Source organism: Oceanibaculum pacificum, from assembly GCF_001618175.1.
Taxonomy (GTDB): domain Bacteria; phylum Pseudomonadota; class Alphaproteobacteria; order Oceanibaculales; family Oceanibaculaceae; genus Oceanibaculum; species Oceanibaculum pacificum.
Genome location: NZ_LPXN01000100.1, coordinates 19,687 through 45,575, shown reverse-complemented (window position 1 = coordinate 45,575; position 25,889 = coordinate 19,687). Strand labels below are relative to the sequence as shown.

Annotated in this window: 27 protein-coding genes and 1 tRNA gene; 13 read left to right on the top strand and 15 right to left on the bottom strand. The window is 67.0% G+C overall.

The features are described 5' to 3' along the window. Positions 1-91: 91 nt before the first annotated feature. Entirely contained in the window at positions 92-1,150 is a 1,059-nt protein-coding gene (gene tsaD, locus AUP43_RS08500) for a tRNA (adenosine(37)-N6)-threonylcarbamoyltransferase complex transferase subunit TsaD (protein WP_067555156.1), read from the bottom strand. Positions 1,151-1,230: 80 nt separating this feature from the next. Between tsaD and hemC the strand changes: the two genes are divergently transcribed. From hemC to AUP43_RS08465, 7 genes are all read left to right on the top strand, one after another. Then, positions 1,231-2,175: a hydroxymethylbilane synthase gene (gene hemC, locus AUP43_RS08495; RefSeq protein WP_067555143.1), complete on the top strand. Its 945-nt coding sequence runs from the start codon at positions 1,231-1,233 to the stop codon at positions 2,173-2,175. Beyond that, positions 2,175-4,379, top strand: coding sequence for a uroporphyrinogen-III synthase (locus tag AUP43_RS18960; RefSeq protein ID WP_157089282.1), 2,205 nt, complete (start codon positions 2,175-2,177; stop codon positions 4,377-4,379). Before hemC ends, AUP43_RS18960 begins: the two co-directional genes overlap by 1 nt. Then, on the top strand, positions 4,376-5,803 hold the full coding sequence (locus tag AUP43_RS08485) for a heme biosynthesis protein HemY (protein ID WP_067555140.1): 1,428 nt from the start codon (positions 4,376-4,378) through the stop codon (positions 5,801-5,803). The genes AUP43_RS18960 and AUP43_RS08485 overlap by 4 nt, the downstream gene beginning before the upstream one ends. Positions 5,804-5,878: 75 nt before the next feature. Continuing rightward, positions 5,879-5,953: transfer RNA gene (locus AUP43_RS08480), tRNA-Thr, on the top strand. Positions 5,954-6,069: 116 nt separating this feature from the next. Then, positions 6,070-6,480, top strand: a complete 411-nt coding sequence (locus AUP43_RS08475) for a tellurite resistance TerB family protein (protein ID WP_067555137.1) — start codon at positions 6,070-6,072, stop codon at positions 6,478-6,480. 126 nt (positions 6,481-6,606) lie between these two features. Next, positions 6,607-7,764 (top strand): OpgC family protein, encoded by a 1,158-nt coding sequence (locus tag AUP43_RS08470; RefSeq protein ID WP_067555134.1) that lies wholly within the window; start codon positions 6,607-6,609, stop codon positions 7,762-7,764. A 108-nt stretch (positions 7,765-7,872) separates the two neighbouring features. Further along, the gene (locus AUP43_RS08465) at positions 7,873-8,565 is read left to right on the top strand and encodes an aspartate/glutamate racemase family protein (RefSeq protein WP_067555153.1); all 693 of its coding nucleotides are present in this window, start codon (positions 7,873-7,875) and stop codon (positions 8,563-8,565) included. On the opposite strand, the gene AUP43_RS08460 is transcribed toward AUP43_RS08465, so the two are convergent. Further along, positions 8,566-8,817 carry a DUF6356 family protein gene (locus AUP43_RS08460; RefSeq protein ID WP_157089281.1) on the bottom strand — a complete coding sequence of 84 codons (252 nt, stop codon included), beginning with the start codon at positions 8,815-8,817 and terminating at the stop codon, positions 8,566-8,568. A gap of 119 nt (positions 8,818-8,936) precedes the next feature. Here AUP43_RS08460 and AUP43_RS08455 point away from each other — a divergent pair, with 119 nt between their 5' ends. Then, the gene (locus AUP43_RS08455; RefSeq protein WP_067555128.1) at positions 8,937-9,416 is read left to right on the top strand and encodes an Lrp/AsnC family transcriptional regulator; all 480 of its coding nucleotides are present in this window, start codon (positions 8,937-8,939) and stop codon (positions 9,414-9,416) included. A 9-nt stretch (positions 9,417-9,425) separates the two neighbouring features. On the opposite strand, the gene AUP43_RS08450 is transcribed toward AUP43_RS08455, so the two are convergent. After that, the gene (locus AUP43_RS08450) at positions 9,426-9,971 is read right to left on the bottom strand and encodes an acyloxyacyl hydrolase (protein WP_232314938.1); all 546 of its coding nucleotides are present in this window, start codon (positions 9,969-9,971) and stop codon (positions 9,426-9,428) included. 144 nt (positions 9,972-10,115) lie between these two features. Continuing rightward, entirely contained in the window at positions 10,116-11,078 is a 963-nt protein-coding gene (gene pip / locus AUP43_RS08445) for a prolyl aminopeptidase (RefSeq protein WP_067555123.1), read from the bottom strand. Positions 11,079-11,229: 151 nt separating this feature from the next. Here pip and AUP43_RS08440 point away from each other — a divergent pair, with 151 nt between their 5' ends. Together AUP43_RS08440 and AUP43_RS08435 are read left to right on the top strand one after the other, a co-directional pair. Continuing rightward, positions 11,230-12,000 carry a thermonuclease family protein gene (locus AUP43_RS08440; RefSeq protein WP_067555151.1) on the top strand — a complete coding sequence of 257 codons (771 nt, stop codon included), beginning with the start codon at positions 11,230-11,232 and terminating at the stop codon, positions 11,998-12,000. Beyond that, a complete protein-coding gene (locus AUP43_RS08435; RefSeq protein ID WP_232314936.1) occupies positions 11,997-13,499 on the top strand; it encodes a M48 family metalloprotease in 1,503 nt (500 codons plus the stop codon). The genes AUP43_RS08440 and AUP43_RS08435 overlap by 4 nt, the downstream gene beginning before the upstream one ends. Before the next feature lie 3 nt (positions 13,500-13,502). Here the strand turns inward: AUP43_RS08435 and AUP43_RS08430 are convergent, their stop codons facing one another. Then, positions 13,503-13,850, bottom strand: a complete 348-nt coding sequence (locus AUP43_RS08430) for an antibiotic biosynthesis monooxygenase family protein (RefSeq protein WP_067555117.1) — start codon at positions 13,848-13,850, stop codon at positions 13,503-13,505. Continuing rightward, on the bottom strand, positions 13,847-14,161 hold the full coding sequence (locus tag AUP43_RS08425; RefSeq protein WP_067555114.1) for an NIPSNAP family protein: 315 nt from the start codon (positions 14,159-14,161) through the stop codon (positions 13,847-13,849). Before AUP43_RS08425 ends, AUP43_RS08430 begins: the two co-directional genes overlap by 4 nt. A 79-nt stretch (positions 14,162-14,240) precedes the next feature. Between AUP43_RS08425 and AUP43_RS08420 the strand changes: the two genes are divergently transcribed. Then, positions 14,241-14,924 (top strand): ArsR/SmtB family transcription factor, encoded by a 684-nt coding sequence (locus tag AUP43_RS08420; protein ID WP_067555111.1) that lies wholly within the window; start codon positions 14,241-14,243, stop codon positions 14,922-14,924. Between the two features lie 50 nt (positions 14,925-14,974). On the opposite strand, the gene AUP43_RS08415 is transcribed toward AUP43_RS08420, so the two are convergent. The 6 genes from AUP43_RS08415 to AUP43_RS08390 form a co-directional block, all read right to left on the bottom strand. Further along, complete coding sequence (locus AUP43_RS08415) at positions 14,975-15,859, bottom strand: RNA polymerase factor sigma-32 (RefSeq protein WP_067555108.1); 885 nt, start codon at positions 15,857-15,859, stop codon at positions 14,975-14,977. 149 nt (positions 15,860-16,008) lie between these two features. Beyond that, the gene (locus AUP43_RS08410; protein ID WP_157089280.1) at positions 16,009-16,812 is read right to left on the bottom strand and encodes a metallophosphoesterase family protein; all 804 of its coding nucleotides are present in this window, start codon (positions 16,810-16,812) and stop codon (positions 16,009-16,011) included. Between the two features lie 196 nt (positions 16,813-17,008). After that, positions 17,009-17,506: a CarD family transcriptional regulator gene (locus AUP43_RS08405; protein ID WP_067555102.1), complete on the bottom strand. Its 498-nt coding sequence runs from the start codon at positions 17,504-17,506 to the stop codon at positions 17,009-17,011. A 284-nt stretch (positions 17,507-17,790) separates the two neighbouring features. Continuing rightward, a complete protein-coding gene (gene fdxA / locus AUP43_RS08400) occupies positions 17,791-18,126 on the bottom strand; it encodes a ferredoxin FdxA (protein ID WP_067555097.1) in 336 nt (111 codons plus the stop codon). A gap of 37 nt (positions 18,127-18,163) precedes the next feature. Beyond that, positions 18,164-18,625: a tellurite resistance TerB family protein gene (locus AUP43_RS08395; RefSeq protein WP_084462657.1), complete on the bottom strand. Its 462-nt coding sequence runs from the start codon at positions 18,623-18,625 to the stop codon at positions 18,164-18,166. Positions 18,626-18,688: 63 nt separating this feature from the next. Next, positions 18,689-20,086, bottom strand: coding sequence for an FAD/NAD(P)-binding protein (locus AUP43_RS08390; RefSeq protein ID WP_067555091.1), 1,398 nt, complete (start codon positions 20,084-20,086; stop codon positions 18,689-18,691). 169 nt (positions 20,087-20,255) lie between these two features. Here AUP43_RS08390 and AUP43_RS08385 point away from each other — a divergent pair, with 169 nt between their 5' ends. Then, positions 20,256-20,660, top strand: a complete 405-nt coding sequence (locus tag AUP43_RS08385; RefSeq protein ID WP_157089279.1) for a hypothetical protein — start codon at positions 20,256-20,258, stop codon at positions 20,658-20,660. A 13-nt stretch (positions 20,661-20,673) separates the two neighbouring features. Here the strand turns inward: AUP43_RS08385 and AUP43_RS08380 are convergent, their stop codons facing one another. From AUP43_RS08380 to AUP43_RS08370, 3 genes are all read right to left on the bottom strand, one after another. After that, positions 20,674-21,843 (bottom strand): pentapeptide repeat-containing protein, encoded by a 1,170-nt coding sequence (locus AUP43_RS08380; protein WP_067555086.1) that lies wholly within the window; start codon positions 21,841-21,843, stop codon positions 20,674-20,676. 66 nt (positions 21,844-21,909) lie between these two features. After that, complete coding sequence (locus AUP43_RS08375) at positions 21,910-22,383, bottom strand: PAS domain-containing protein (protein WP_067555083.1); 474 nt, start codon at positions 22,381-22,383, stop codon at positions 21,910-21,912. After that, on the bottom strand, positions 22,380-23,621 hold the full coding sequence (locus AUP43_RS08370) for an SAM-dependent methyltransferase (protein ID WP_067555080.1): 1,242 nt from the start codon (positions 23,619-23,621) through the stop codon (positions 22,380-22,382). The genes AUP43_RS08375 and AUP43_RS08370 overlap by 4 nt, the downstream gene beginning before the upstream one ends. 265 nt (positions 23,622-23,886) lie before the next feature. Between AUP43_RS08370 and AUP43_RS08365 the strand changes: the two genes are divergently transcribed. Then, positions 23,887-25,884 carry a choice-of-anchor I family protein gene (locus tag AUP43_RS08365; RefSeq protein ID WP_067555077.1) on the top strand — a complete coding sequence of 666 codons (1,998 nt, stop codon included), beginning with the start codon at positions 23,887-23,889 and terminating at the stop codon, positions 25,882-25,884. The last annotated feature ends 5 nt before the right edge of the window (positions 25,885-25,889 follow it).

Genomic DNA, 25,889 nt, shown 5'->3' with positions numbered 1-25,889 from the left:
CGCCCCGGAAGGGGAGAGGGAGATGCTGGGAAGGGCGCTGACAGGGGTAGAGCCGCCCCTTCCCCCTTCCTTGCCGGGGCGAGGGAATTATCTACACCCGCTCGGTCGCCCGGACCTGGGTGGTCACGGCGTCGGGGTCGAGGGGCCAGCGGGGGCGGGGGGCGAAGGTCAGGGGGGCGGTCTCGCCCAGGCGCAGCTTTTCGATGCCGGCCCAGGCGATCATCGCGGCATTGTCGGTGCACAGCTTCATCGGCGGGGCGACGAACCGATAGTCGAAATCGGCGCACAGGCCGGTCAGGGCGGTGCGGATAGCCTGGTTGGCGGCGACGCCGCCGGCCACCACCATGGTCCGCACCTGCGGGTGCGAGACCGAGAGCTGCTTCAGCGCGTTGCGGCAGCGGCCGGCCAGGCTTTCGCAGACGGCAGTCTGGAAGCCGGCGGCAAGGTCGGCCAGCGCCGCTTCGGGCAGTGGCCGGGGCATCTGCTCAACCTTTTGCCGCACGGCGGTCTTCAGCCCGGAGAAGGAGAAGTCGCAGCCCGGCCGGCCCAGCATCGGTCGGGGCAGCGCGAAGCGGGCCGCGTCCCCGCCCGCCGCCGCGCGTTCCAGCGCCGGGCCGCCGGGATAGGGCAGGCCCAGCATCTTGGCTGTCTTGTCGAACGCCTCGCCCACCGCGTCGTCGATGGTGGAGCCGAGCAGCGTGTAGCCGCCCACGCCCTCGACCAGCAGCAACTGGCAGTGCCCGCCGGAAACCAGCAGCAGCAGATAGGGGAAGGCGACATCGTCGGTCAGCCGGGCGGTCAGCGCATGGCCTTCCAGATGATTGACCGCGACGAACGGCTTGCCATGTACGGCGGCGATGGATTTCGCCGTCATCACGCCGACGATGATGCCGCCGATCAGCCCCGGCCCGCCGGTCGCGGCGACGCCGTCGAGATCGGCGAAGCCCAGGCCGGCCTCCGCCATCGCCTCGGCCACCAGCCGGTCGATATGGTCGAGATGCGCGCGCGCGGCGATCTCCGGCACCACGCCGCCATAGGGGCGGTGCTCGTCGAGCTGCGACAGCACGACGTTGGCAAGGATGCGCCGATCCGCCGTCACGATGGCGGCAGCGGTCTCGTCGCAGCTTGTCTCGATTCCCAGGACGATCATGGCGCGCACCATAGCGGAGCCGGCAAAAGCCTCCAACGGGCTTTCCTTCTCCGGCTCATCCGTCTATCTGTGGCGTCACCATGCAGAAGAAAAGCCTCATCCGCATCGGCACGCGCGGCAGCCAGCTTGCGCTTGCCCAGGCCAGCGAAGTGAAGGCGCGCCTCGCCGCCGCCCATGAAGAGCTGCGCGATCCCGACGCGATCGAGATCGTCGTCATCAGCACTACCGGCGACAGGGTGCAGGATCGCCCGCTGGCCGAGCTGGGTGGCAAGGGCCTGTTCACCAAGGAGATCGAGGAGTCGATGCTGGACACTAGCATCGACATCGCCGTGCACTCCATGAAGGACGTGCCGACAATTCTGCCCGACGGCCTCGTCATCGACTGCATCCTGGAGCGCGAGGACCCGCGAGACGCCTTCATCTCGACCAAGGCGGCCGGCATCGACGATCTGCCGGCGGGCAGCGTGGTCGGCACCTCCTCGCTGCGCCGGCAGGCGCTGATTCTCAGCCGGCGGCCGGATCTGACGGTGGTTCCGTTTCGCGGCAATGTCGGCACCCGGCTGCGCAAGTTGGACAATGGCGATGTCGACGCCACATTACTGGCCATGGCGGGATTGCATCGACTGGCGATAGAACCGGCGGGCATGGCGGCGATTCCCGCCTCCATCATGCTGCCCGCCGTCGCCCAGGGGGCCATCGGCGTCGAGCGGCGGGCGGCCGATGCCCGCATCGCCGCCTATCTCGCCCCGCTGAACCATGGCGAGTCCGCGACGCGCGTTACCGCCGAGCGGGCGATGCTGGCGGAGCTGGACGGCTCCTGTCGCACCCCCATCGCCGCGCTGGCGAAGCTGGCCGGCGACCGGCTGACGCTGTACGGTCTGATCGTGCTGCCCGACGGCACGCAGCGCCATGACGTCACCCGCGAGGGTGCTGCGTCCGACGCCGCCGCCATCGGGCGCGCGGCCGGCCAGGCGCTGCGCGAGAGCGCCGGGTCTGAATTCTTCCGGATATTGGAGAGCGGCTGATGCGTGTCCTGCTCACCCGGCCGAAGCCCGAGTCCGAAGCGCTGGCGAAGCGCCTGGGCGACCGTGGAATGGAATGCCGGGTCGAGCCGATGCTCGACATCGTGCCGCGCGATCCCGGCCCGTTGCCGGTCGATATCGCCAGCGTCCAGGCCATTCTGGTCACCTCCGCCAATGGCGCGGTCCGCCTGCCGGCCCTGACCGAACGACGCGACCTGCCGGTGCTGGCGGTGGGCGACGCCACGGCGGAAGCGGTGCGCGCGCTGGGCTTCACCCGGGTCGAGAGCGCCGAGGGCGCGGTCGAGGATCTGGCGGCGCTGGTCAAATCCCGGTTGAGCCCGGTCGCCGGGCCGCTGCTGCATGCCGCCGGGGAGATCGTGGCGGGCGACCTGACCGGTTTGCTGGAGGCCGCCGGCTTCACCATCCACCGCGTGACGCTGTATGAGGCCCGGCCGGCGGGGGCCATCAGCCCCGGCACGCTGGCGGCGCTGAAGCGCGGCCGGCTCGACGCCGTTCTGTTTTTCTCTCCCCGCACGGCGGAGACCTTTGCTAGGCTGGCCCAGTCGGCCGGCCTGACAACGCCGCTCAGCCGCCTGCACGCGGTGGCGATCAGTCAGGCGGTGGCCGATGCCTGCCGGGCGCTGCCCTGGCGTAGCGTGAAAATCGCCGCGACGCCGACGCAGGACGGGATCGTTGCGGCGCTCGATACGTTGATCCCGCATGAACAGGCGGAGGGAGAGGCCGATGCGACCGCGAAACCAGCCCCGCCAGCCGATTCCCCGCAGCCGAAATCCACGGACCAGCCGATGACCGACGCCAGCGACGGCAAAAAGACCGGGCCCAATAATCCTGGTTCCAATAATTCTGGTTCCAATAATTCTGGGCCCAATAAGCCTGGGCCGAGCAGCGGCGCCGCGAAGCCCGCCGCCAAACCGGATGCGCCGAAGACCGGCGCGGCCAGCGCCGCCAGCGCCACGGCCGCCGCGTCGGCCAAGCCGGAGGCGAAGACGCCGCCCTCATCCGCGTCCCCCTCCGCTTCCCCCTCCACGTCTACGCCGGCGCAGAAGCGCCCCGGCAGCGCCAGGCGTTATGGCTATGGCCTGCTGGCGCTGGTCGTGCTGGCGATCGTCGCCGTTGGCACGCTGCCGTTGTGGCGGCCGGCGGTGCAGCCCTATCTCAGCCAGCTTGGCATCACCCTGCCGACCCTGGGCGCGGCCCAGGAAGATCGTGTGTCGCCCCTGGCCGAGCGTGTCGCCGCGCTGGAACAGCAGACCCAGCGCCCCGCCGCCGGTAGCGATCAGATCGCCGCGCTGGAAGGCCGCATCGCCCGGCTGGAGGAGCGCCAGACCGCCCTGTCCGAGGAAATCGGTATGGTGCGCAGCATGCTGGCGTCCGAGGGCGGCGGCAGCGGCAGCGGCGGGGCGGTCGATGCCGGCCCGTTGAGCGAACGCCTGGACGCGCTGGAGGCCGAGATCAAGCAAGTGTCCGAAGCGGCGCAGGCCGGCGGGCTGGAAGAGCTGCGCGGCCGGCAGCGGGCGCTGGAGACGGCGCTGGCCGAGATGCCGCGCGCCGACCCGGCCGAGCTGGGCCGCCTGCGCGAGGAGATCGGCGTGCTGCGCGAGGGCGTCGCCAAGGCGGCCGCGCTGGATGGCCGTCGCGAGGCGCTGATGCTGGCGGTCGCCCAGCTCGCCACGCCGATGCAGCAGGGGGCCGCCTACGAGACCGAGATGGCGGCGATTGCCCGGCTTGTCGGCGCGGAGAGCGGCCTGGAGGAGGAACTGAGTGTCCTGAAGAACCATGCCGCCGCCGGGGTGCCGACCATTGCCGTGCTGGCCGACCGTTTCCCCGACATCGCCGCCGCCGCCGTGCGGGCCGAGCGGGCGGGGGAGAGCCAGAGCGTCGTCGGCGAGACGCTGAATCGTATCGCCGGCCTCGTCTCCCTGCGCCGCACCGGCCAGGTCGAGGGCGAGACGGTGGAGGCCCGCACCGCGCGGGCCGAGGAGGCGCTGGAGCGCCATGACCTTGCCGCCGCCGTGTCGGAGATGGCCGCGCTGCAAGGCCCGGCCGCCGAGGCGGTCGCCCCCTGGATGGAAGATGCCCGCGCCCGGCTGGCCGTGAACGACGCCCTGGCGCGGCTGCGCAGCCATGCGGTGGCCAACTTGTCGCAATCGGCCGGCAGCCCCGTTGCCGGGGGGGCCAAGCCGTGAGGTGGGCCGTCTTCTTCGCCGTCAAGCTGGCGCTGCTGATCGCGGCGGCGGTCTGGCTGGCCGAACATCCGGGCACGGTGCGCATCGACTGGCAGGGCTACCGGCTGGATACTTCCTTCGGCCTGCTGGTGGTGCTGCTGCTGATCGTGGCCCTGCTGCTGACCGGCTTGTTCCGGGTCTATGGCGCGTTGCTCGGCTCGCCCATCGCCTATATGCGCCGCCGGGCGGAGAAGAAGCGCCGCCAGGGCTATCTGGCGCTGACCCAGGGCATGGTGGCGGTCGCCGCCGGCGATCCGGAGGAGGCCAAGCGCCTTGCGCGCAAGGCCGATTCACTGCTGGAAGACCCGCCGCTGACCATGCTGCTGTCGGCGCAGGCCGCCCAGCTGAATGGCGACGACGAGGCCGCCGAGCGCTATTTCACCGCCATGCTGAAGCGCCCGGAGACCGAGTTTCTGGGCCTGCGCGGGCTGCTGACCCAGGCGATGCGCAAGGGCGACCGCGCCCAGGCCCTGGCGCTGGTGAAGCGCGCCCACAAGATCCGCCCGGATACGCCGTGGGTCTTGAGCACGCTGCTCGATTTGCAGGTGAAGGACCGGCGCTGGGATGAGGCGCTGGGTACGATTCGCGAATCGGCCCAGACCAAGGCGCTGCCGGCGCCGGCCGCCAACAGCCATCGCGCCGCCCTGCTGGTGGAGCGCAGCCGCGCCGCCATCGCCGCCGGCGACATGGCGGCGGCGATGGAGCATGCCAAGCGCGCCCATGCGGCGATGCCCGATTTCGTGCCGGCCGCCGCCATTGAGGCCAGGCTGCTGATCGAGGCCGGCAAGCATAAGCGCGCGGCCAAGCTGATCGAGACGGTCTGGGCCCGCGCCCCGCATCCCGAGCTGGCGCGGCTGTACGACCAATGCTGGCCGGGCGAGAGCGCGTTGCAGCGCATGCGCCGGTTCCAGAAGCTGGAGCAGATATCCCCCACCCATGTCGAAAGCCTGATTGCCGTGGCCGAGGCGGCGCTGGCCGCGCAACTTTGGGGCGAGGCGCGGGCGCATCTCGACAAGGCGATCGCCGCCGGGCCGCAGAGCGGGGCCACCGCGCGCGCCTACCGGCTGATGGCCGCCGTGGCCGATGCCGAATATGGCGATGCGGCGCGGGTGCGCGACTGGCTGGCCAAGGCCGCCGCGGCCGATCCCGATCCGGCCTGGATCTGCGGGTCCTGCGGCGCACAGGCGGAAGTCTGGACGGCGGTATGCGGCAATTGCACCGCCTTCGACAGCCAGGAATGGCGCACGCCGCCGCGTGCCGCCGCCCTGCCGGTCGAGGCGGACTCCGCCGCGACCGCCGATGCCGGGCCGGTGGGCAAGGAGAAGGGGCCGCTGGCGGTTATCGAGCCGCCGATCGCCGGTCAACCGCCCCGGCCAGCGGCCTGAAGGAGGCCCGGATATTTTCCCGGCCAGGAGGGCTTGCGGAACAGCCCTCTTGCCGCTAATGTCCGCCGCCTTGGCGCCGGTGTAGCTCAGCGGTAGAGCATCCGCTTCGTAAGCGGGTGGCCGGGGGTTCAAATCCCTCCACCGGCACCATTCCTTCCTTCCTCTTCGGTTTCAGGGTGCGGCATGGTGGCGACGCCATATTGCCGCCACGGTCTGTTGCGGTATTTGCTTCTGTAGAAACTCCGTAGCCACCCTGAAAGCCTCGAATGATCTCCCACCACACCGCCCTGGTCTATGTCATGGTCCTGGTTTCGGCCTCCGATTCGGACATGACCGACGCCGAGTTCGACACCATCACCGAAATCGTCACGCATTTGCCGGTGTTCCGCGATTTCGACCTGAATAATCTGCCGAACATCGCCAGCAGCTGCGGCGAGCTGTTGCAGGCGGAGAATGGCCTGGATACGGCGCTCGACCTGATAAAGGACGGGCTGCCGCCGCGCCTGCGCGAAACCGCCTATGCCGTTGCCTGCGACGTCGTCGCGTCCGACGGCAAGGCGAGCCAGGAAGAGCTGCGGATGCTGGAAATCCTGCGCCATCGCATCAATGTCGACCGCCTTGTCGCCGCCGCCATCGAGCGCGGCGCCCGCGCCCGCTACACCCCCAGCGCGGAGTAGCCGGCCGCTTCTTTCAGACGGCACTCATCGTTCCGAATTTAGAACGATGAGTGCCGATATTGCCGGCTACTGACATCATCGTTCCAGGCTTAGTTTCTTCTCACCGGATTGGCGGGGAGAAGAGCGATGATCGTCACCAGCAAGGAAATGCAGGGTTCGCAGCGGGATTACCGGCTGGACCTGTTTCGCGGCCTGGCGCTGCTGTTCATCTTCCTGAACCATATTCCGGGCAACGATTTCTCCTGGATCACCAACAAGCATTTCGGCATCAGCGACGCGACGGAGATATTCGTCTTCATCTCCGGCTATGCCGCGGCTCTGGCCTATGGCAAGCGGATGAACCGCGATGGCTTCAAGGCGGCGGCGGGGCGTATCCTGCATCGCGCCGGCGAGGTCTATGGCGTGCATATCCTGCTGCTGCTGGTGCTGGCGGTCGAGGCGATCTGGCTGTTCCAGCGCACCGCCAACATCAACATTCTGGCCTATAGCAACATCCTCACCCTGATGGCCGATCCGCAGGCCGGGCTGCTGAACAGCCTGCTGCTGACCTTCCGGCCGCTGAACATGGATGTGCTGCCGCTCTATATCGTGCTGCTGCTGGTCTTCCCGGCCGCGCTGTGGGCGATGATGCGCCGGCCGCTCGTCACCATCGCCGCGTCCGCCGCGCTGTGGCTGGCCGCCTGGCAGTTCGAGCTGAACCTGCCGGTGCATCCGGGCGGTGTGTGGTACTTCAACCCCTTCGCTTGGCAGTTCCTGTTCATGCTGGGGGCCTACGTCAGCCTGAACCGCGCGGTCATCGGCCGGCTCTCGGACCGTTATGCCCGCCCGCTGACCATCGCCGCCGTCGCCTATGCGGTCTTCGGCCTGTATCTGGCGATGACTTACTATACGCCGTCCCTGGTGCCGGCCCTGCCGCAGGCGGTGCACGGGCTGATCCACCCGATCAGCAAGACCAATCTCGATGTGCTGCGCCTGCTGCACTTCCTGGCGACCGCCTATCTGGCCAGCCGCTGGTTGCCGGCCAACGCAACCCTGCTGCGCAGCCGCTACATCCAGCCGCTGATCGTCACCGGGCAGCACAGCCTGCCGGTCTTCGCTCTGGGCATCGCCCTGTCCTTCACCGGCTATGCGGTGCTGCGGGAGGTCGATGGCTCGCTGCTTACCCAGGGGCTGGTCAGCCTCGTCGGCCTCGCCCTGCTGATCGGCACGGCGGAAGCGTTGAAGGCGATCGACGACCACCGCCGCACCGTCCGCACCGCGCCGGGCAACGCCGCCCACGCCTGATTTTCCCTAGCCCCTCGACCTGACAGGGCCAGCCCAACCGGCTGGCCCTTCTTTTTTGCCGGCGGCTGGGCGATCATGTGCAATCCCATCCGCAACGGAAGCTATGCCATGCCCTTGCATATCGGCATTGTCGGCTGTTCCGCCGAAGGCGCGGCCTTGTGCTACCGCACGCTGTGCGCGGAAGGCTCGGCGCTGCTGGGCCCGCACGCCCATCCGGAAATCTCGATGCATACCCCCTCGCTGGACCGTTATGTCGCCTGCCTGGAACGCGGCGACCGCGCAGGCGTGGCGTCGCTGATGCTGGATTCGGCGGAGAAATTGGCGCGGACCGGCGCCGATTTCCTGATCTGCCCGGACAATACCATCCATCAGGCTTTCGATCTGGTGGCGCCGCGCTCCCCCTTGCCCTGGCTGCATATCGCCGAAACGGTCGCCACCCACGCCGCCAGCCAGGGCTACCGCCGGCTGGGCCTCACCGGCACGCGCTGGTTGGTCGACAGCGAGGTCTATCCGCAGCGCCTGGCGGCGCACGGGCTGGACTGGCTGCGGCCGAGCGAGGCGGAGCGCGACGAGATCGCGCGGATCATCATGGAGGAGCTGGTCTATGGCCGGTTCGAGCCGTCGGCCATCGCCTATTTCCAGCGGGTGATGGAGCGGATGCGCCGCGCGGGCTGCGACGCCGTCGTGCTGGGCTGCACGGAGATACCGCTGATCATGAACGAGGGAAATTCGCCGTTGCCGGTGCTAGATTCCACCCGGCTGCTGGCGCGCGCGGCCCTGGCGCGGGCCGTCGCCGGCTGATTATTCGGCTGCTTGAGGGACGCTAGGGGCGCCAACCGCTGATTCGGCACGGCGGCGATGGGTCACCATCCGGTCATGCAGCTCGGTGATCGCCTGCGAGCCGGTCTTCACGAACAGGAAGGGGAAGATGCCATGCACGAAGCAGGCGAGCCCCGCCGTCAGCATCCGCCCGGAAAACGACCAGGCGGTGCCCATATGCTCGGTATAGCTTTCGCCGACCGAGGCCGGATGCTCGTTGAACAATCGCTGCATGGTCATACTCCCGATGGCTTGAAGACCTATTCAGGATAAGACCCTTCACGGCGAAAGGTTTTGCTAATTTCGTGGGCTTTCAGCGTGACGGCAGAAAAAATTTCTTCATAATAAGGAGTATGAAGCAAAATATTTCCCTTGATGAGATTGATCTGCGAATCCTTGCCGTTCTGCAGGCCGACGCCTCGCTGCCGCTGGCGGAGATAGCACAGCAGGTCGGGCTGTCCGCCTCGCCCTGCTGGCGGCGGATTCAGCGGCTGGAGGAAGCCGGCGTGATCCGGGGCCGGGTGGCGCTGCTTGATCCGGAGAAGCTGAATGTCGCCGTCACCGTGTTCGTGGCGGTGAAGACGGCGCGGCACGATGCCGACTGGCTGGACCATTTCGCCCGCGCCGTCAGCGACTTTCCCGAGGTGATCGAATTCTACAGGATGAGCGGCGAGATCGATTATCTGCTGCGCGTGGCGGTGCCCGACATCGCGGCCTATGACGCGTTCTACAAGCGGCTGATCCTGCGCGCCCAGCTTACCGACGTCAGCTCCAGCTTCGCCATGGAGACGATCAAGTACACCACCGCCCTGCCGCTGGACTATTCTGGCTGAGGCGATCCCTCAGCGGCCGAAGATCGCGTCGGTCGGGATGGCGTAGGTCAGCACCGCCGATTCGGCGCCGGAATTATGGTTGCCCAGGCCGGCGTTCGAAATGTGGTGGAGGCCGAGGCCCAGCCGCGAACGATCCGCGAAGCGGTAGGCCAGTTCCACCCCGGTGCGAAATTCCAGCGTATGGCCGAGATTCTTGCCGTCGCCATCGTGATAGGCGCCGAGAGCCAGGCTCGGCGTCAGGATCAGCCGCTCGGTCAGCAGGATGTCCAGGCCCAGCCCGGCATAGGCATAGGCCGCCTTGTCGGTCGTCACCATGACGCCCAGGAAGGGCGTGAAGAGCCACAGCTTGTCGGCCTCGGCGAAGCGATACTCCGCCCGGAATTCCCCGGCGGTATCGTCGTCGAGGGCATCGTACACGCCGCCGGACAGGGCTAGGAAGGCCGGTTCCTCGGCCTGCGCCCGCTGCACGCCGCCATGAGCGAGTAGAATGCCGGCGATAACCGCGGCGACATGCGCGCCGCGCATCAGTAATTTACGCGATAAGCCCTGCTTCACGTCTGCCCCCTCTCTTACCGCGGCTGCCTATCCGTCCCCCCGGATTTCTGTCCCTGCTGGCAGCCAACACCTTGAATGTGCGGTATCTTTACTCAGCTCTTCCCTTCGCGCAAGCGAGCAGAAGAGGGAAGGCCGCTCCCTCTTTCAGGCGAACCGATTGGTCATCGATCGCGTGGCGGCAATCAGGGCGGAGCGGATGCCGGGCTCCATCGCCGAATGGCCGGCATCGGGGACGATGCGGTATTCCGCTTCCGGCCAGGCGGCGGCCAGCGCGTCGGCGGTGACGATCGGGCAGACGATATCGTAGCGACCCTGCACGATGATCGCCGGTAGCAGGCGGATACGGTCGATCCGGCGCAGCATCTCGTCGCCGTCGATGAAGCAGCCATTGCGGAAGTAATGCGCCTCGATCCGGGCCATGCCCAGGGCGTGCCGGTCCTCGGCGAAGCTGCCGACCAGCTCTGGATGCGGCAGCAGGGTGGAGCAGGAGCCCTCATAGACGCTCCAGGCCCGCGCCGCCGGCAGATGCACTGCCGGGTCGGCGTCGGCCAGCCGCCGGTGATAGCCGGCCAGCAGGTCGCCGCGTTCGCCGGGCGGCAGGAAATCGGCGAATTTCGTCCAGGCCTCCGGATAGATGGTGCGCATGCCGTAGAGGAACCAGTCGATCTCCGCCGGCCGGCCGAGAAAGATGCCGCGCAGCACGAAGCCCAGGCAGCGCTCCGGATGGGCCAGGCCATAGGCCAGCGCCAGCGTCGAGCCCCAGGAGCCGCCGAACAGCAGCCAGCGTTCGATGCGCAATTGCTGGCGCAGCACCTCCAGATCGTCGATCAGATGCGCCGTTTTGTTGTCGACCAGGCTGCCCAGCGGCGCGGAACGGCCGGCGCCGCGCTGATCCAGGATGACGATGCGATAGATCGCCGGGTCGAAGAAGCGGCGATGCGCCGGCGTCGCGCCGGAACCCGGGCCGCCATGCAGGAAAACGACCGGGATGCCGTCCGTCCGGCCGCTCTGCTCCCAATAGATCACATGCCCGCCGCCCACCGACAGGGTGCCGTTCTCGAACGGGTCGATCTCGGGATAGAGCGGAATATCCTGGCCGAGCGGCATGGCGGCACCTCATTGCGACAACAACCCCGATGGGACGCCGCCCGGAACCGCCCGTCAAGGGGCGGCCGCTCGAAGCAAAGGCGGTATGTCCTTGACGGCTTGCGCCGGGCCGGGGATTGCCTTCGGCCGCGCTTTGCCGCATGTCTCGGGCATGAGGATGCGTCTGGCCCTGCTGATCTTGCTGCTGTTGCCGCTGCCCGCCCATGCCGCGCTGGTGCGCGATGGGGCGGCGGCGGTCGTCGCCATCGTCGATGGCGATACGCTGATGCTGGAAACCGGGCGCGAGGTGCGGCTGGTCGGGCTGCAAGCGCCGAAGCTGCCGCTGGGCCGGCGCAATTTCCAGCCCTGGCCGTTGGCCGAGGAGGCGAAGGCGGCGCTGGCCGAGCTGGCGCTGAATCGCCGCCTGACGCTGTCCTATGGCGGGGCGCGGCAGGACCGGCACGGACGGTTGCTGGCGCATCTGCACCGGGCCGAGGACGGGCTGTGGATTCAGGGCGAGATGCTGCGTCGCGGCCTGGCGCGGGTCTACAGCTTTCCCGACAATCGCGCCCTGGTGGCTGAGATGCTGGCGCTGGAGCGTGAGGCCCGCGCGGCGGAGCGCGGCATATGGGGACAGCCCTATTACCGCGTGCTGGACCATGGCGAAGCGGGTCAATTCATCGACAGTTTCCAGCTTGTTGAAGGGCGCGTCGTGGCGGCCGAGCGCAGGGGCAATCGCGCTTACCTTAATTTCGACCAAGATTGGCGGTCTGATTTCACCGTCACGCTCGATAACCGCGCGCTCGGGCTGTTCGAGCGGGCGGGAGTCGACCCGATTGCGCTGTCGGGCAAAAAAATCCGGATCAGAGGCTGGCTCAAATCGTTTAACGGGCCAGCAATAGAAGCGACGCATCCGGAACAAATAGAGGTGCTTCAGGAATGACCATGCGATCCCGCCGCCCCACCCCCCGACCCATCTCCCGTCTCGTCAGGCTGCTCTCGGCCGTTTCGCTGCTGGCGCTGACCGCCGCCCTGCCTGCCTGCTCGACCAATCCGGCGACCGGCGAGCAGCAGTTCGCCGGGCTGATGTCGCCGCAGCAGGAACGGCAGGTCGGCAAGGAACAGCACAGCCAGGTCATGGCGCAGTTCGGCGGGCCGTACGACAACCAGCAGGTGACCGGTTATGTGAACCGGCTGGGCCAGTCGCTGGCGCAGCATTCCGAGATGCCGGACCTGGCCTTCACCTTCACCGTGCTGGATTCGCCCATCGTCAACGCCTTCGCGCTGCCCGGCGGCTATGTCTATGTGACGCGCGGCCTGCTGGCGCTGGCGGATTCCGAGGCCGAGCTGGCCGGCGTGATGGCGCATGAGATCGGCCATGTCACCGCCCGCCATTCGGCAGAGCGCTACAGCCAGGGCACGGTGGCCAATGTCGGCGTGGCGCTGCTGGGCGTGCTGACCGGCTCGAACGAGCTGGCCGGCGTGGCCGGCTATGGGGCGCAGGCCTATCTGCAAAGCTATTCGCGCAGCCAGGAATTCGAGGCTGACACGCTGGGCGTGCGTTATCTGACGCGCGCCGGCTATCAGCCGAACGCGATGGCCAGCTTCCTGTACAAGCTGGACCAGCATTCCCGCCTGCAGGCGCAGCTTGCCGGCAAGTCGCCGGACGTGGTCGACCAGACCAACATCATGGCGACCCATCCGCGTACCGTGGACCGGGTGGAGGCGGCGCGCCAGGCGGCCGGCGTCACCGCCGCGCCGGACGCCCGCATCGGCCATGAGGAGCACCTGCAAAGCATCGACGGCATGCTCTATGGCGACAACCCGGCCCAGGGCGTCGTGCGCGGCCAGGAATTCATCCATCCGGATCTGCGGTTCCGCTTCACCGTGCCGGAGGGCTACACCCTGGTGAACGGCCAGACCCAGGTGCAGGCGACCGGCCCGAACGGGGCGACCATCGTGTTCGACATGGACAAGCCGCAAGGCAGCCCCAGCGCCCGCGACTATCTGGCGGCCTGGGGGCAGAGCCTGCAGGTTTCCAGCGTCGAGCAGATTCAGGTGAACGGCATGAACGCCGCCACCGCTTCGGTGCGCGCCAACACTAACCGCGGCCCGGCCGATGTGCGGCTGGTGGCCATCGCCGGCGGCGAAGGCACCTTCTACCGCTTCCTGTTCGTCACCCCGCCGCAGCAGACCCAGCAGCTTTCCGCCGGTTTGCAGCAAACCACTTACAGCTTCCGCCGCCTGAACGCGTCGGAAGCCGGCAATGTGCGTCCTGAGCGCATTGCGTTGTACCGCACCCGCGCGGGCGATACCCAGCAGAGCGTCGCCGCCAGGATGCCGGCCGGGCCGTTCCAGCTGGAGCGTTTCACCGTGCTGAACGGCCTGCCGGCGGGCCAGATGCCGCCGACAGGCTCGCTGCTGAAGCTGGTCACTCAGTAGCCGTCACCCGCCATGCGCCGCCCGTAGATCGGGCGGCGTTTCGGCGCGGCGGGTCATGCCGTAGTCGCGCATGACGGCGGCCACGCGCAGCCGGTAATCGGCGAAGACGCCGCCCCGGCCGGCCGCCTGAGCGTCACGATGCGCCTCCAGCCGCCGCCATTCGATCACCGCCGCCTCGTCGCGCCAGAAGGACAGCGACAGCAGCTTGTTCGGGTTGGCCAGGCTCTGGAACCGCTCGATGGAGAGAAAGCCGTCGATGCCGTCCAGCAGCGGCCGCAGATCGGCGGCGCGGTCGAGATAGTCGAGCCGCTTTCCAGCCGCCGGCTCGACTTCGAAGATCACCGCGATCATCGGGCGGCCTGCACAGGCGCCAGGAAGGTCCGCTCCTCGCTGAGGATGAAGCGCTTCTCCTGCGCCAGGCGGAAATTGGCGGCGCCTTCCGGGTCGGCCTTCAGCCGCGCGCGATAGGCCTCGTAGGCGGCCAGGCTGTCGAAGGAGATCATCGCCAGCGCGATATTGTTCGTTCCCTCATGCGGCAGGAAATAGCCCAGCAGATCGCCGCCGCAGGCCGGGATGATGCGCAGCCAGTTGCGGGCATACTCCTCGAATGCGTCGCGCTGGAACGGGTCGATCACATAGCGGATACAGCAGGTAACGGTCATCGTTTCTTCCCATGGGCGGTTGCGGAGGAGGGGAAGATAGCCGCTTGTTCGACGCCCATGCTTCGGTTATCGTCGAATTATGAAAGCCGGACCCGATATAGCCCTCATCGCCTCGCTGCTTGGCGATCCGGCGCGCGCCAACATGCTGACCGCGCTGATGGGCGGCCAGGCCCTGACCGCCGGCGAGCTGGCCGCCCAGGCCGGGGTGACGGCGCAGACCGCCAGCACACATCTGGCGAAGTTGGAGGCGGGCGGGCTGCTCACCGTGCGCCGGCAGGGAAGGCATCGCTATTTCGCCCTGTCCGGCAGCGATGTGGCGCAGGTGCTGGAAGGGCTGATGGGCCTGGCGATCCGCGCCGGCCATCAGCGCACCCGCACCGGCCCGAAGGAACCGGCGCTGCGCCAGGCGCGGGTCTGTTACGACCATCTGGCCGGCGACCTCGGCGTGGCGATGCTGGATGGGCTGGTGCGGCGCGGGCTGATCGCGGAGCAGGGGGAGAATCTGTCGCTGACGCCTGCCGGCCAGGATTTCACCATGGAGTTCGGCATCGACCCGGGAATTCTGGCGACATCGTCCCGCCGCCCCTTGTGCAAAAGCTGCCTGGATTGGAGCGCGCGGCGCAGCCATCTGGCGGGCGCGCTGGGGGCGGCCCTGCTGGACCGGATCTATGCGCTGGGCTGGGCCCGCCGCCTGCCGGACAGCCGGATCGTCAGCTTCAGCCCCGGCGGCTTGAAGCATTTTCAGCGGGTGTTCGCGACCTAAAAAGAAGGGGCGTCCGAAGACGCCCCAAGGCTGTTTGCAGGAGGCTGGTCCTACTCTTCGATAAACAACTCGTCCGGCTTGCCGACATTGCGCAGCATGGAGACGCGCAGCTTGTTCATGGCGCGGTTCTCAAGCTGGCGAACCCGTTCCTTGGAGACGCCGAGCTCGCGGCCCAGCTCCTCCAGCGTGGCGCCTTCGTCGACCAGTCGGCGGCGCTCGATGATGACGCGTTCGCGCGGCGACAGGTCGGACAAGGCTTCGGCCAGCCAGCGGGACCGGCTGACGGAATCGCGCAGGCCGGTGACGACCATTTCCGGCGTCGGGCGCTGGTCGGGCAGGAAATCCTGCCAGCTATCGTCGCCGGTTTCGGCAATCGGCGCGTTCAGCGACTGGTCGGACCCGCCCAGGCGCATTTCCATCGCCTCGACCTCCTGCAGGCTGACCCGCAATTCGGTGGCCACCTTCAGCCTGGCATCCTGGGTCATGGCGCCGGCATTGATGTCGTTGATCTTGGCGCGCAGCCGGCGGAGGTTGAAGAACAGCGATTTCTGCGCCGCCGTGGTGCCGGTGCGCACGATCGACCAGTTGCGCAGGATGTAATCCTGAATCGCCGAGCGAATCCACCAGGTGGCGTAGGTCGAGAAGCGCACGTCGCGGTCCGGCTCGAAACGGGCGGCGGCCTGCATCAGACCGACATTGCCCTCCTGCACCAGATCGCCCATGGGGAGACCGTAATTGCGGAAGCGCGAGGCGGTGGCGATGACCAGGCGGGTGTAGGAGCGGACCAGTTCGTGCAGGGCTTTTTCGTCATGGGCGTCGCGCCAGCGGATCGCCAAATCTTGCTCGTGCTCGCGGCTGAGCAGCGGCTCCTTCATGGAGGTGCGGATAAAGGTGAGGTTGGCGCGCTGAGTCTCCGGGTCGTCGATATAGGCCATGAACGGCATCCCCTGTCGATGCATCAGGCGTCCGGTTCAATCGACCGGTACGTCAAAACGGCTTCTCATAAGGGGATACGCGCCGGACGCGGGTTCAGATCACGGGACGCTGTGAAATTTTTACGGAAGTTGGATATTCCGCCCGTCGGTCAGGCCTCGATCCAGTCGAGCAAGGCGCCCTGCTCGTCGAAGCAGGCCGCCGCCAGCGGGCCGCCGAAGCCGCAGCCGGCATCGATCGTGGCGGTGAATTCGCCTTCGGCCGCCCCGCCATGCGAGGGGTCGAAGCCGCGCACCACCCGGGTAAAGCCGGCATAGGGGCTGGCGATGCGCCCGAAGCTGCCGCCACCCCACCAGAAGCTGTCGCTTTGCGCGGTCAACGGGCGGGCGGGGTCGATGCCGGCATTCACGAACAACAGCCCCCCGGCCTCGCTATAGGCGGCGCGCTTCAAGCCGCTCAGCAGCCGGGCATGGCCGCCATGGGCCTGCATGCGGGCGCGCAGCTGGCCGGTCCAGCGGGAGATCGCCACCGCACCCTGGCGGGCGACGCCCATCGCCTCGGCCGTCGAACTGCCATAGGCCGCGAGGGTGCCTTCCAGCCCCTGGCGCAGCATCCAGCCCAGCACCTCCGGCGGGCTGGGCGCGAATTGCAGCTGCAACAGCTTGTCCCACATTTCTTCCTGGTTGCCGCGCAGATAGGCGACGTCGGCGGCGAAAACGCGCGGTCGGGCCAGGAAGCCGATGCGGAAGCGCAGCAACTCGTCCATCGTCTCGGCGATGCGTGTGCCATGGCCGATCAGATTGCCGAGATAGACCAGCCGGTCGCCATCCACCAGTCGCGGGGCCAGCAGATCGTGCAGCCGCATCAGCCGCTCCGCCTCGCCATGGATCGCCGCGACCGCCCAGAAGCGCGTGCCGGCGCGCAGCACGGCGAACTTCTCCCGGTCGTCACTCATGGCGGCTGGCGCCATTGCGGGGCTGGATACGGAGCATGATGGGCAGGGCGGGTTCCTTCCGCGCGTCGGGGAGTCCCTGAACGGTGCCGCAGATTAGACAAAAAGAAAAGGGGTGGCGCCATCGCATTTCTGCTAGGGACCACCCCCTATTGAGGGTTTAAACGCGCAAAACCACTAAATGATCCAAAATTCCGGATCAGGCGGCGCTCATCATCTCCTCAAGCCGCTGCGCGGCCGCTTCCAGATCGATGCTTTCGATGGCGGCGAATTCCCGCGCCAGCCGGTCCAGCGCGGCCTGGTACATCTGGCGCTCGCTGTAGGACTGGTCGGGCTGCGCGGCGCTGCGATGCAGGTCGCGCACCACCTCGGCGATCGAGGCGGGATCGCCGGAATTGATCTTGGCTTCGTATTCCTGGGCCCGCCGGCTCCACATGGTGCGGCGCACCCGGCTGCGGCCTTTCAGCTTGGCCAGCGCGGTCTGCATCTGCTTCTTGCTGCTCAGCGCCCGCAGGCCGGAGGTGCCGGCCTTGGCGACCGGGACGCGCAGCGTCATCCGGTCCTTCTCGAAGTCGATCACGAAAACCTGCAACTCCGACCCGGCGATGGTCTGGGTCTCGCGGCCGACGATCTGGCCGACACCGTGAGACGGGTACACCACGAACTCGCCCGTGTTGAACTCGATTTTCTTGGACATCGTCGTCTAACGTCCTTTCATTAACGTACGCCCCAGCAAAACAAACGAAGGTCCAGCCCTTCGCGACGCCAGAACGCCGCTGCCCGATACATCCCCACAACGGGTTGATAACTGGAAATTTTTAGGCAGTGTGGGAGAACAGAGTCCGCACCACCAAAAAACTTTAACACAAAAAGCCTTTTATGGGTAGCCGAGTCGCGCAAACCGCCTATGCGTCAGAAGAACGGCAAATGCCGCGCCTTCCTTGCGGAGGGCGCGGTGCACGCGACGCCAAGAAAACCGATTCAGCTTTTGCCGGGCTTGTCGGAGAAGAATTTCTCGAACTTGCCGTCCACGCCCTTGTACTTGTCGGCGTCGGGCGGCGTTTCGCCCTTGCGGGTGATGTTCGGCCATTTGTCGGCATAGTCGCGATTGACCTCAAGCCAGGCCTCGGCCGTCTGCTCGCTGTCGGGGATGATCGCCTCGGGCGGGCATTCCGGCTCGCAGACACCGCAATCGATGCATTCGTCCGGATGGATGACCAGCATGTTTTCGCCTTCGTAGAAGCAGTCCACCGGACAGACTTCCACGCAATCCATGTACTTGCACTTGATGCAAGCCTCGGTCACCACATAGGTCATGATCCACTCCGCCTAGCGTTCTCTATCTTCCGGCGGGTCATGCGTCCGCCAGCCCCAACTTCGCCATCGCCCGCTTGCGCGCGGCACCGCTGTCCCGGTCCGGCACGTAGATCAGCCCGCAGATGCGGCGCAGCAGGTTGGCCTCGTAATCGTGCAGGGTGCCGTCGGCGTAGACCAGCTCCCACAGCATCTCGATGATCTGCACCCGCTCTTCCGGCGGCATCTGCTCGCGCACCGTGCGGGTGAAGCCGTACAGCTCGTTCGTGTCTTTGGCCTGTTCCTCGGCCTCGGCCACCAGCTCCTCGGCCTCCGCCGCGCTCAGCCCGAAGCGTTCGCGGCACAGCGTGGCGATGGTCGCCCGCTCGGTCGCGCCATAGCTGTCATCGGCCGTCGCCGCCTCGACCAGCAGGCCGGCGGCCGCCAGATGCAGCGTATTACCCGGACGGGACGCGGCGCCCGATTCGTCGGGCTGGAAGAAAGTCATCAGTTTTCGCAGCATGGAATCTGCCTATCATACCGTTCGTGTACCAACAACCCTTCGCGGATTGCGTCTATTCGCCGCTCAGTCAGCTGAAGCGAGCAGGCCGTCGACCACGCCATTGACCTGCACGCGGATGTCGGGCACGGCGGTGATCTCCCAGAAATCGCCGCGGGTGACCGGGCCGAGGCCGAGAAGCGACGGGCTGGGCCGCCCATCGCGGCCGATCAGCCGGCAGTCGGGCGTGACATCCAGCCCCAGGCGCAGCGGATCGGGGCGGGCCAGGCCGGTCGCTAGTATATCCTTCACCAGCGGATCGGCAATGCGCGCATAGTCGCATTGCGGGCCGGTGCAATTGACGATCCAGTCGATTGTCAGCGTGGTCGGGCCGCTGCCGCTGCCCTGGCGGCCGGCGCGCGGCTGGTAGCGCAGATCGATCCGCCCGCCGCGCGCGGCGATTTCCTCGACCCTGCCAGCGGCGACGGCCAGCCGCCCGGCCTCGATCAGGCCCGACAGCCGGTTCGCGACCGAGGGGGCCATGCGGTGTCGCCGCACCTCCCACCAGGGCCGCAGATGGCGCATGAAGCGCCGGCGTTCCGCCACGCTCATCGCCTGCCAGAGCGCCTGGGTGATCGGCCGCAGCCCGTCGATCACGCCGCGCCAATTGCCGCCGTCGTCCATCTGGCGGCGCACCCCGCGCAGCAGGCCGGCGGCGGTCACCGGCGGCGTCAGGAGCGTCTCGGGGGCCGGCGCCGGCGTCGCCGGCGCATGTTCGAACGGCAGGAAGCCGCGCCGCGACAAGGCGGTGACCGGGCCGGTATGGCCCTGATCCTCCAGCAGCAAGGCTATATCGACCATGGTGAGGCCGCTGCCGATGATCGCCACGGCATCGCTCGCGCCGATCTTGCTCAGCGCGCCGGGCCGCCAGGGATCGTCGATATAGGCGGCCGCCAGCGCCGGGTCGGTCAGATCGGCGACGGGAATGATCGGCGGAAAATTGCCGAGGCAGAGCAGCGCGCGGTCCGCCTCGCCGGTCTGGCCGTTGGCGAAATGCAGCCGCACGCCGCCGGCCGTCAGTGGCTCGACCCGGACGACATCGCCATAGACCGTCTCAAGCCCCGGCCCGCCGGCTGCCGCGGCCTCGCGTCGGGATTCGGCCAGCACATCCTGCAGATACCGGCCATAGAGCGTGCGGGTGGCGAAGCTTTGGGCCCCGGCCCATTCGATGTCCGGCGCCTCGCCGGCCGCGTGGCGCTCCTCCAGCCAGCGCAGGAAATGGTCGGGATCGTCTGCCAGCGCGCTCATATTGCCGGCGCGGACATTCAGCAGGTGGGAGGCATTGCCGGTTGAATAAGCCAGGCCAGGACCGAAATGGCCGCGCCTGTCGATAAGCTGGACAAGTCCGGGGCGGCGGCTGCGCCGCAGCAGCAGGGCCGCGGCCAGGCTGCCGGTGAAGCCCGCCCCGACAATGGCAATCCGCATGCGCGATCCGTTTCCGTTACGTGGCGGAGACCCAGGCGGCGATCACCCTAGCCTCCCTGAAATCATCGCTGATAACTCGGGCAAAGACGAGGCGATGCCAAGAAGAATATTATGCTGTATTTTAGGAAAACTTAACGCTCACGCTCTAAGATGAGGGAATTCCAAGGACATGCGTAAGTCCCCGTTCGACGACCTAGAGGCGTTAAGACAAGTGTTCGGCAGGATCGGCAACCGGTTCAAGGAGGTGATCGAGCGGCGCGGCTTCCACAGGCTGCGCCCGCGCGGGGATGCCTATGTCCGCATCGACCGGCACGATTATCCCTTGAGCAACTGGACACCCACCGGCTTTTGCATCCGGCCCTATAACGGGGCGCTGATCGCCGGCCAGAAGGTGACGGTGGATATCGTCATACGCGACATTCACGACCGCGACGGCGAGGTGCGCTTCCACGGCATGGCGGTGGTAAGCCGGATCGACGAGAAGGGCGAGCTGGCGGCGCGCTGGTGGCTGCTCGATGCCGCGCAGCGGACCCTGTTGCTGAGCTATTACGAGAAGAAGCAGCCGAAGCCGTAGGCTGGCGCGCGCCTCAGGTCAGCGGGGGCCGGGCGGCCGATGCGTCGGCCGGGCTGTCTTCCGGCAGCAGCGCGTCGGTCAGGTCGGAGCCGTCCAGCACGGTGCGCTGCACGCGACCGGTGGGCCGGCCCTCGGGGGAGAGGATGGGGGCCGCCCCCAGCAGCGCGCCGGTCAGGTCGGCATTCACCAGGCTGGCGCCCTGCAGCCGCGCGCCGGATAAATTCGCCTTCGCCAGGCTGGCTTCGCTGAGATCGGCCCCGGACAGGTCGGCCAGCACCAGCAGCGCCCCGTTCAGCAGCGCGCCGCGCAGGATGGCCGCGCGCATCACCGCACCGCTGAGGTTGAAGCCGCGCAAATCGGCGTCGACCAGGCTGACGCCGTCAAGCTCGGCCCGCGCGCCGCGCGCGCCGCCGCTGGTCACCCAGCGGTCATGGTCGAACAGCATGCGGCGGATTTCCAGGTCGAACGCGCTGAGCGGGAAGGCGAACAGGGCGGCGCTGCTGTCGACATTGTCCAGCGCCCCGTCCGACAGGGTGACGCCAACCAGCCGCGCGCCGGTGAGCGTCGCGCCATCCAGGCGGATATTGGTCAGGTTGGCGGCGTTCAGGATGGTGCCGGTCAGGTTCGCGCCCGACAGGTTCGAATCGGTCAGGTCGGCATTGCGCAAAGTGGCGGCGCTGAGGTCGGCGCCGCGCAGCAGGGTGCCGACCAGCCGCGCGCCGGTCAGGTCGGCGCGGCCCAGCCTGGCGCCCGTCAGGTCGGCATTGCTGAGGTTGGCGCTTTGTAGCCGCGCGCCCTCGAAGCGTGCGCCGGGCATGTCCGCGCCGCAGCGCGCGCGGCTGAAATCCGCGCCGCGCAGGTCGCTGCCGGAGAAATCCGCGCCGGCGATCTTGCTGTCCGCCAGCTTTGCCTTCTTGAAGGTCGCCGATTCCAGGATCGCGGCGGTCATGTCCGCGCCGGTCAGGTCGGCGCCGGACAGGTCGGCATGGCGCAGATTGACGCCCTGCAGCCCCGCACCGGTCAAGTTGCAGCCAGCCAGCTTCAAGCCGGCCAAATCCATGCCGAACAGATTGACCCCACCCAGATCGGCAGGATGAGCGCCGGCCGCGCCGGCCAGCCATTGCTGGTGCGCCTCAATTTCGGAGACGATGAATTCGCGCGAGCGATATGATTTTACGGACATGAAAGCAGAATAGGGGAGGAGTGTTAATCGAGGGTTAACGGCGGCGGAAAACCTCGGGGCTTGATCTCAAGGATTGGCGGGAAGCTCGCGATAGAAGCCGATCAACAGCATGTCGACCTGCGCGCCGTCGCCGGACAGCGGCAGGACCAGGCGATGATATGCCCCGACATAGCCGGGATAGGCGGCATTCAGCGGAAACGGATGGCTTTCGTAAACCGGCGTCCGTTCCGCCACGATCTTCTTGTAGGACAGGATGGCGGCGTCGCGCAGATAGGTGATGCCGGGCTCGTCGATATAGCGCCCGGTCAGGTCGGCGCCGCGAATGGCGCACACATCGGTGCCGTATAGCCGGAAGCGAAAGCGCATCGCCGCCGGCTCGTCGCCCCGCTCGACATCGATCAGAATCAGGTTCGGTAGCAGGCTGGGGATATCCAGCGGGTCGAGATCGAGGCGGGCCGGCATCGACCGGCCGGCCCGCATGCGATCCCAATAGGCAAAGAGTTCCCGCAGCCGGGGGTGGGCGATGTCGTCCTGGGTCACGAAATGCGATGCAGGCGTTTCGGCGTCTCCGCCACGGTATGCGCGGCTTCGAATTCGGCAATGTAGTCCCTGGTCAACGGCACGGCGTCCATCTGCTTCGAGAGCTGGATTTGAAATACCATCAATTCGCCGCTGCGGAAGCCAATCTCGCAGGCCGCCAGGTAGAATTCCCACATCCGGCAGAATCGCTCATCATAGATTTCGCGCACCTTGTCGATATTGCGATAGAAATTCTTCCGCCAGGCCAGCAGCGTCTCGGCGTAATGGACGCGCAGAATCTCGATGTCGGTGATGAACAGGTTGGATTGCTCGATCGGCTTGGTGACCTCCGACAAAGTCGGCACATAGGAGCCGGGGAAGATATATTTCCGGATCCAGGCATTCACCGGCCCCGGATGATCGAAACGCCCGACCGAGTGGATCACCGCCACGCCATTATCCTTCAGCAGGTCGGCGACGCGCCGGAAGAAGGTGCGGTAATGCGGCTTGCCGACATGCTCCAGCATGCCGACCGAGACGACGCGGTCATATTTCGCCCGCTCGTGCCGGTAGTCGCGCAGATGAAAGGAGGCCCGGTCAGCCATGCCCGCCGCCTCGGCCCGCTGGTTGGAGACCTTGTGCTGCTCCTCCGACAAGGTGATGCCGGTGACCGTCACGCCGTCGGTCTCCGCCAATGTCAGGCCGAGACCGCCCCAGCCTGAGCCGATATCCAGCACCGCGTGCCCCGGCTGCATCAGCAGCTTGGCGGCCAGATGCAGTTTCTTGCGGCGCTGGGCGACCTCCAGCGAATCCTCCGGCTTGGCGAAATAGGCGCAGGAATATTGCCGGTCCGAATCGAGGAACAGGTCGAACAGCCGGCCATCCAGATCGTAATGATGGGCGACCTGGCGCTTGGCATAGCCGACCGGGTTGAAGTCGCTGAACGAGGCCAGCAGGGATCGCAGCCGGGTCAGCACCTCCAGCATTCCATCGCTGTGGCTGGCGCGCAGGCTGCTCACGCCAATCGCCAGAAACTCCTCCAGCGTGCCTTCCTCGATGACCAGCTTGCCATCCATATAGGCTTCGCCGACGGCGAGCTGGGGGTTGCGGAAGACTTTCCAATGCAGGCCGGGATCGGTTATGCGGATCGTCACCTTCGGGCTTTCGGTTGCCTGAAAACGGTACGACCGGCCTGTTGCATCGATAATCGTCAGATCACCGAGCTTGATCAATCTGTCGAACAGCCATGTGGCAAGCATAGCGGCGCTACCTCGCTTCTTTGGCTCATCCCCCAATAAAATCGTAATAGAACCGACACGACTTCGGCAACCCCTGGCGAATACCTCTTTTGCATTGCCGGTATTCGGGCATCGCGGCCTTGCAGGGGCGGCGCTTCTTTCATCGTCATGAAACCGACGCCGAACGGCAAAAATCCTGCAACGCGCCTGCCTTACACATGGGGCGACGGTTCGGCATCCGCCGATTTTCCGCGTATAGCCCCACCCCCAAAAAGAGAGAATCAAGATGGCTAGCTACGGCAATCAGCTTGGCTTCACCACCCTGTGGACGACGGACAATAGCGGCGCCACCGCCGGTACTGCCGAGATCGTCGCCATCGATACCGAGTCCGGCCGGCTCTATTCCGTCGGCGGCAACGGTATCGACGTGATGGATCCGGAAACCGGCGAAATCCTGTTCGGCATCGACACCTCCGATTTCGGCGACGCCACCAGCGTGGCGGTCAAGAACGGCATTCTGGCCGTCGCCGTGGCCGGCGCGGACAAGACCGACCCGGGCACCGTGCGCTTCTACGACACGGACGGCAATTTCCTGCGCGCCGCCACCGTTGGCGCGAACCCGGACATGGTGACCTTTACGCCGGACGGCAGCCGCGTGCTGATCGCCAATGAGGGCGAGCCCGCCGACGATTACTCGGTCGATCCGGTCGGCTCCATCGCCATCGTCACCGTCGCCACCGGCGCGGTCGTGATCGCCGGCTTCGAGGGCTTCGAGGACCAGCAGGCCGCGCTGGAAGAGGGCGGCCTGCGCATCTACGGCCAGGATGCCAGCTTCCTGCAGGATCTGGAGCCGGAATATATCGCCGTCTCCCCGGATGGGACGCGTGCCTATGCGACGATGCAGGAGAACAACGCGATCGCCGTCGTCGACCTGGAGAGCAACGAGATCATCGACATCCTGCCGCTGGGCTTCAAGGATCACTCGCTTGAAGGCAACGGCATCGACGCCAGCGACGAGGATGGCATCAACATCGTGAACGTGCCGGTGTTCGGCATGTACCTGCCGGACGCCATCGCCGCCTATGACGTGTCGGGTGAGACCTATCTGGTCATGGCCAACGAGGGCGACGCCCGCGAATGGGGCGACTTCATCGAAGAGACCCGGATCGAGGATCTGGAGCTTGACCCGACCGCCTTCCCGAACGCGGCCGAGCTGCAGACCGACGAGGGCATCGGCCGGCTGAACGCCACCAACACCCTGGGCGACACCGACGGCGACGGCGATTTCGACGAAATCTACGTGCTGGGCGGCCGTTCCTTCACCATCCGCGACACCGAGGGCAACATCGTATTCGACAGCGGCGACCAGATCGAGCAGATCATCGCCGAGCGCTTCCCCGAGCTGTGGGTCGAGGATCGCAGCGACAGCAAGGGCCCGGAGCCGGAAGGCCTGACCCTGGGCCAGGTCGGCAATTCCACCATGCTGTTCCTGGCGCTGGAGCGGACCGACGCCATCATGGTGTGGGACATCACCGATCCGGAGAGCCCCAGCTTCGTCGACATGCTGCGCGTGCCCGGCACCGACGCCCCGGAAGGCCTGGCCTTCATCTCTGCCGAGGACAGCGCGACCGGCAACCCGATGCTGGCGGTTGCCTTCGAGGATAGCGCCAACACCATCTATGTCGAGATCAAGGCCCCGACCGAGCTTGCCGACGGCGGCGTGACCTTCACCGTCACCGACGCCAGCGGCCAGCTGGTCAATGGCGGCGCCGGCAGCGACGTCATCACCGGCGGCACCGGCGACGACACCATCTTCGGTGGCGCCGGCGCGGACACCATCGAGGGCATGGATGGCTTCGACCGTCTCGATATCGCCGACAATACCGGCGACGGCAATGAGTTGCAGGGCAACCGCGGCGCGGACACCGTGATCGGCGGCCAAGGCGATGACGTGCTGCGCGGCGGCAAGGGCTTCGACTCCATCGTCGGTGGCGATGGCGACGACGTGATCTATGGCGGCATGGGCGGCGATACGCTGACCGGCGGCGACGGGGCCGACAGCTTTGTCATCGACGCGATGAACGGCGCCGACACCATCACCGACTTCGTGGCCGGCGAGGACGTTATCCTGCTGACCGCCGATGTCACCATTGCCGATCTGGTGGCTTCGGCCGCCGATAATGACGATGGCGACGCCGTCATCGATCTCGGCGCCGACAACACCATCACGCTGGCCGGTATCGCCGCCGCCGACGTGACGGCCGACTTCTTCGCCCTCGCCTAAGCGGG